At 71.9% G+C, this 6,000-nt stretch carries 5 protein-coding genes; 3 read left to right on the top strand and 2 right to left on the bottom strand.

Annotation, left to right across the window (positions count from 1 at the left end):
- Positions 1 to 63: 63 nt before the first annotated feature.
- A complete protein-coding gene (locus B0E53_RS11650; protein WP_107076064.1) occupies positions 64 to 777 on the bottom strand; it encodes an RDD family protein in 714 nt (237 codons plus the stop codon).
- A 10-nt stretch (positions 778 to 787) separates the two neighbouring features.
- Entirely contained in the window at positions 788 to 1,993 is a 1,206-nt protein-coding gene (hppD, locus tag B0E53_RS11645) for a 4-hydroxyphenylpyruvate dioxygenase (RefSeq protein ID WP_107076063.1), read from the bottom strand.
- A 140-nt stretch (positions 1,994 to 2,133) separates the two neighbouring features.
- Here hppD and B0E53_RS11640 point away from each other — a divergent pair, with 140 nt between their 5' ends.
- The 3 genes from B0E53_RS11640 (at position 2,134) to B0E53_RS11630 (ending at position 5,876) form a co-directional block, all read left to right on the top strand.
- Complete coding sequence (locus B0E53_RS11640) at positions 2,134 to 2,625, top strand: Lrp/AsnC family transcriptional regulator (RefSeq protein WP_107076062.1); 492 nt, start codon at positions 2,134 to 2,136, stop codon at positions 2,623 to 2,625.
- A gap of 72 nt (positions 2,626 to 2,697) precedes the next feature.
- On the top strand, positions 2,698 to 4,131 hold the full coding sequence (locus B0E53_RS11635) for a PQQ-binding-like beta-propeller repeat protein (RefSeq protein ID WP_107076068.1): 1,434 nt from the start codon (positions 2,698 to 2,700) through the stop codon (positions 4,129 to 4,131).
- Positions 4,132 to 4,208: 77 nt separating this feature from the next.
- Positions 4,209 to 5,876: a fumarate hydratase gene (locus B0E53_RS11630; RefSeq protein ID WP_107076061.1), complete on the top strand. Its 1,668-nt coding sequence runs from the start codon at positions 4,209 to 4,211 to the stop codon at positions 5,874 to 5,876.
- Positions 5,877 to 6,000 lie beyond the last annotated feature (124 nt).

Below are 6,000 nucleotides of genomic sequence, written 5' to 3'. Positions count from 1 at the left end.
GGATCGGCGGGGTCGACGTACCAGCCGGGCTGCACGCTCACGGCCGTGCCTCGGTGTGCTCGCTCACGGTGCAACCTTAACGACGACCGTGCCGGCGAACTTGTCGTGCAGGCACTGCTGCCAGGGCTTGTCCCAGAGCTGCCAGAAACCGTCGAGGTAGTTGGCGAAGGGCACCAGCGCGGCGGCGACGAACTCCACCAGGTACCGCTTGCCGAGCATGCCCCGGGTGAGCGGGGCGTTCGGGTCGAGCGGCACGATGCGCAGCTTCATCACCTTCTTGCCGAGCGTCTGCCCGGTCCGGCGGGCGTACTCCACGTGGTAGAGCCAGTAGAAGACGAGCAGGAGCGCGAAGACGCCGAGTTCGGCGAGGAGCACGGGCAGGAAGAAGTCGGTCAGGGCCGTGCCGAAGTCCGGCGCGGCCACCGTCCCGTCCGGCCCGGCCGGCGGCATGTCGTCGACCATCTTGACGACCATCCAGAGGAAGACCGGCGCGAAGAGCACCATCGCCACCGCGGTGGCCACCAGGCCGTCGATCAGCCAGGCCAGCAGCCGCTCGCCGAAGCCGGCCAGCGGCTGCCCGTTGGGGGCCAGGGTGGGCGGCACGAAGCCGGCGTGCGGGGCGTACCCCGGGGGTGGCGGGGGGTAGCTCGGCAGCCCGGCGTACGTGGGCGGGGTGTGCTGCGGCGGCGGCAGGTACGCCCCGGACGGCGGCGCGAAGCCGCCGCCCGCGGGCGGGGGCCCGGCGGGCGGCGGAGACGCGGGGGAAGGCTGGGTCACGCGGACAGTGTTACAGGTTGCCGCGCTTCTCCTGCTCCCGCTCGATGGCCTCGAACAGGGCCTTGAAGTTGCCCTTGCCGAAGCCCAGCGAGCCGTGCCGCTCGATCAGCTCGAAGAAGACGGTCGGGCGGTCCTGCACCGGCTTGGTGAAGATCTGGAGCAGGTAGCCGTCCTCGTCCCGGTCGACCAGGATCTTGCGGGACTTCAGTTCCTCGATCGGCACCCGCACCTGGCCGATCCGGGCGCGCAGCTCCGGGTCCTCGTAGTAGGAGTCCGGGGTGTCCAGGAACTCGACGCCGGCGGCCCGCATGGCGTCGACGCTGGCCAGGATGTCGTTGGTGGCCACGGCGATGTGCTGGGCGCCCGGGCCCTGGTAGAACTCGAGGTACTCGTCGATCTGCGACTTCTTGCGGGCGACGGCCGGCTCGTTGAGCGGGAACTTCACCTTGCGGGTGCCGTTCGCGACCACCTTGCTCATGAGCGCCGAGTAGTCGGTGGCGATGTCGTCGCCGATGAACTCGGCCATGTTGCTGAAGCCCATGACGCGCTTGTAGAACTCGACCCACTCGTCCATCCGGCCCAGCTCCACGTTGCCGACCACGTGGTCGACGGCCTGGAAGAAACGCTTCGGCTGGATGCCCGCGTCGATCATCGGCTGGCGGTCCACGATCGGGCCCCGGGCCACGAAGCCGGGCAGGAACGGGCCGGTGTAGCGGGACCGGTCGACCAGCGTGTGCCGGGTGTCGCCGTACGCGGCGATGGCCGCCATCCGGACGGTGCCGTGCTCGTCGCTGACGTCGTGCGGCTCGACCAGGCCGGTGGCGCCCTGGGCGGTGGCGTGCGCGTACGCCGCGTCCACGTCCGGCACCTCCAGCGCGATGTCGGAGACACCGTCGCTGTGCTTCGCCACGTGCTCGGCGCCCTCGGCGTCCGGGCGGACCGCGCCGGTCAGCACGAACCGCGCGGAGCCGCTGGTCAGCACGTACTGGGCGTGGTCCCGGTAGCCCTGCTCCGGCCCGCGGTACGCCACGCAGGTCATGCCGAACGCGGTGGAGTAGTAGTGGGCGGCCTGCTTGGCGTTGCCCACCAGGAAGTGCACGTGGTCGAGTCCCTTGACCGGGAACGGGTCGCGGGTGATGTCGTGGTCGACGGCGCCGACGAGGGCGTCGACGTCGACCTCCTCGGTCGACTGGGGTCGGTCGATCGCCTGGGTCATGGTCGCCTCCCTTGCGCACCGGCCGGCCTCGTGGGCCGCCGTTGATCTGCTGTTGTGGCGAGGATCGCTGCGCGGCCGCCGGTTGGGCAACTGTCGTCAAAAATGCTGGTCAGGTTGTGCATTCGGTAATATGAAACCCCATGAACACTGGTCAGGATGTACAGCTCGACGCGCTGGATGCTCGCTTGATCGATTTGCTCGCCGAGGAGCCCCGGATCGGGGTGCTGGAGTGCTCGCGGCGGCTCGGTGTGGCCCGGGGCACCGTCCAGGCCCGGCTCGACAAGCTGGTCGAGCGGGGGGTGATCGCCGGGTTCGGGCCGGACATCTCGCCGGCCGCCATCGGGTTCGGGGTGACCAGCTTCGTGACCCTGGAGATCAGCCAGCGGCACGGCCACGACCCGGTGACCGCGCACCTGGCCGCCATTCCCGAGGTGCTGGAGGCGCACACCATCACCGGCTCCAGCGACCTGCTCTGCCGCATCGTGGCCCGGTCGAACACCGACCTCCAGCGGGTCATCGACCAGATCGTCGCCTCGGAGGGCATCCGGCGCGCCTCCACGATCATCGCCCTCGCCGAGCAGATCCCGTACCGCACCCTGCCCCTGGTCCGCTCCGCCGCCCGCGGCGCCTAGCCCGGCGGCCGACCGAGAAAGCGGCGCGACACGGCCGTTCGGGGGGCCGGCGCAGCGGTGATCGTCGCTACCGTGTGCGGTGTGAAGGGCCTTGGCGTACGCGGCTGGTTGCTGCTGGGGCTCATCACCGTGGTCGTGCTCGCCGCCACCGGGGTGTGGAACCCGTTCCCCGCCGTCTGGGACTGGGTCGACCGGAGCAAGCCGATCTCCGAGCCGGACGTGGTCTGGCAGCAGCGGGTCGGCGGCACCCCGAAGAGCGTCACCATCGCCGGCGACACCGTGATCGTCGAGCAGCGCACCCGGGTCGAGGCGCGCAGCCTGGCCAACGGCGCGCAGCTCTGGGAGCGCAAGGCCGACTGGGCCGCGGTGGCCGGCAGCGACCGGGACCCCGTCGTCGCCGTGGGCAAGCTCCTGGACAAGGGGTACGAGGTGCTCGACCCCACCACCGGCGTGGTGCGCCGCCGCGACGAGCGTGCGATCGCCGTCTGGACGTACCGCAACCTGCTGCTCGACGCCTACTGCGTGCAGCCCACCGACTGCACCCTGCGTGCCTGGGATCCGCGCGGCACCACGCCCCGCTGGAGCGCGTTCCTGCCCGGCGTGCACAGCGGGGTGCTCGCCGACAACCCGGAGCTGCTCGGCACCCGGCGCCTCGGCGCGCCGCGGATCGACGAAGGGGTGGCCGGGCCGGAGTCGGTCCCGCCGCTGCTCGGCTTCCCGGTCGACGGCCGGGTGCACGTGGTGGACACCGCCACCGGCCGGGTGCTCCAGAACGTCGAGCCCGGCCGCGAGGAGCGGCTCGCGGTGGTCGGCGGGCGGTTGCTCCGGATCGCCGCCACCTCCCGGGACGGCACCTGCTACTTCGTCCTCACCGCCGTCGACCCGGCGACCGGGCAGCAGGTGTGGCGGCGCAACGGGGTGAACCTGCGCACCGCCGACTACGCCGGCTGCGTGCAGCGGGAGGACCCGCAGGGCGCCCGCAACGTGCTGCTCGGGGTCGCGCCGGACGGGCGCGAGGCGGTCCTCGACGGGTACGACGGCCGGCTGCTCCTCGTCGGGGCGGAGGGCGAGAAGGTGCTCGCCGTCGACGACCGCTACGCGGTGGTGCGCAGCGCCGACAAGCGCTCGCTGTTCGGCCGGGACCTGTCGGCCGAGGGCACCCGGTGGACCCGGCCGGCCGGTGGGAAGAGCGGCGCCGCGCTCACCCCGTACGCGGGGCTGATCGCCGAGGAGAAGCCGTCCCGGCTGATCGCGGTCGAGCCCCGGAGCGGTCGGGAGCTGGTCCTGCTGCGCACCTCGGCGAACGCCCTGGCGGTCGGTCCGCACGGCATGATCATCGGGGAGGGCCGGGAGATCGGGTACGTCCGCTGGGGCGCCGGCGCCGCCGCGGTGCCCCCGCCGGACGAGGGCGCGGTGCCCGCGCCGGACCCGGGCGACACCTGGCGACCCCCGACCGACCAGGGCAGCTGCGGCCCGAAGAACGAACTCTGCGCCGACGGCAAGTGACGCCGGGTGAGAGCGCCGTCCCAGGACGCACCCGGCGGGTGCCACCGATCGACGGCTCTGCCCTAGGCTTTTCCGTCATGAGCAGTGCCGCCGCATTCTCGTACGCCCCCCTGCTGCCGACCGGACCCGACCAGACGGAATACCGCCTGGTCACCGATGAGGGCGTCGACGTCGTCGACGGCCCGGGTGGCCGTCGGTTCCTCACCGTGGAGCCCGCCGCGCTGACCGCGCTGACCGCCGAGGCGATGCACGACATCGCCCACTTCCTGCGCCCGGCCCACCTGGCCCAGCTCCGGTCGATCATCGACGACCCGGCGGCCTCGCCGAACGACCGGTTCGTCGCGCTGGACCTGCTGCGCAACGCCAACATCGCCGCCGGTGGCGTGCTGCCGATGTGCCAGGACACCGGCACCGCGATCGTGATGGGCAAGCGCGGCCGGCACGTGCTCACCGACGGCACCGACGCCGAGGCCATTTCGCGCGGCGTCTACCAGGCCTACACCCGGCTCAACCTGCGCTACTCCCAGCTCGCCCCGCTGACCATGTGGGAGGAGCGGAACACCGGCAGCAACCTGCCCGCCCAGGTCGAGCTCTACGCCGAGGACCCGGACGGCCACCCGGACGCCTACAAGTTCCTCTTCATGGCCAAGGGCGGTGGCTCGGCCAACAAGTCCTACCTCTACCAGGAGACCAAGGCGCTGCTGAACCCGACGCGGATGATGCAGTTCCTGGAGGAGAAGCTGCGCCTCATCGGCACCGCGGCCTGCCCGCCCTACCACCTGGCCATCGTCATCGGCGGCACCTCCGCCGAGTACGCGCTGAAGACCGCCAAGTACGCCTCGGCGAAGTACCTGGACGCCCTCCCGACGCAGGGCTCGATGAGCGCGCACGGCTTCCGCGACCTCGAACTGGAGGCCGAGGTGCTGGAGCTGACCCGCAACTTCGGCATCGGCGCGCAGTTCGGCGGGCGCTACTTCTGCCACGACGTCCGGGTGGTCCGGCTGCCCCGGCACGGCGCGTCCTGCCCGGTGGCCATCGCGGTCTCCTGCTCGGCCGACCGGCAGGCGGTCGCCAAGATCACGCCGTCGGGCGTCTGGCTGGAGCGCCTGGAGACCGACCCGGCGCGCTACCTGCCCGACGTGACCGACGCCCACCTGGACACCTCCGAGGTGGTCCGGGTCGACCTCAACCGGCCGATGGACGAGATCCGCGCCGAGCTGTCGAAATACCCGGTGAAGACCCGGCTGTCGCTGACCGGCCCGCTGGTGGTGGCCCGGGACATCGCGCACGCCAAGATCGCCGAGCGGCTGGACGCCGGTGAGCCGATGCCGCAGTACCTGCGGGACCACGCCGTCTACTACGCCGGCCCGGCCAAGACCCCCGAGGGCTACGCCTCCGGCTCGTTCGGCCCGACCACCGCCGGGCGGATGGACGCCTACGTGGAGAAGTTCCAGGCGGCCGGCGGCTCGATGGTGATGCTGGCCAAGGGCAACCGCTCCGGCCAGGTCACCCGCTCCTGCCAGGCGTACGGGGGCTTCTACCTCGGCTCGATCGGCGGCCCGGCGGCCCGGCTCGCCCAGGACTGCATCAAGCACGTCGAGGTGCTCGAATACCCCGAGCTGGGCATGGAGGCGGTCTGGAAGATCGAGGTGGAGGACTTCCCGGCCTTCATCGTGGTCGACGACAAGGGCAACGACTTCTTCGCCGAGGTCACCAAGCCGGTGCTCACCGTCGGGCGGCGCTGACCTCCGACGTACGCGAAAAGGGGGGCGTCGGGTGGGATCCCACCTGGCGCCCCTTCGTCGTGCCATCTGGTGACCGACATCGGTGCGCCCGCCCGGGTCCGGGCCCGGGCGGGCGCACCGCCCC

Origin of the sequence: Micromonospora sp. MH33 (genome assembly GCF_003013775.1) — a bacterium.
GTDB classification, from domain to species: domain Bacteria; phylum Actinomycetota; class Actinomycetes; order Mycobacteriales; family Micromonosporaceae; genus Micromonospora; species Micromonospora fulviviridis.
The sequence above is the reverse complement of the archived record's forward strand: the minus strand, read 5'-3'. Positions and strand labels throughout refer to the sequence as shown.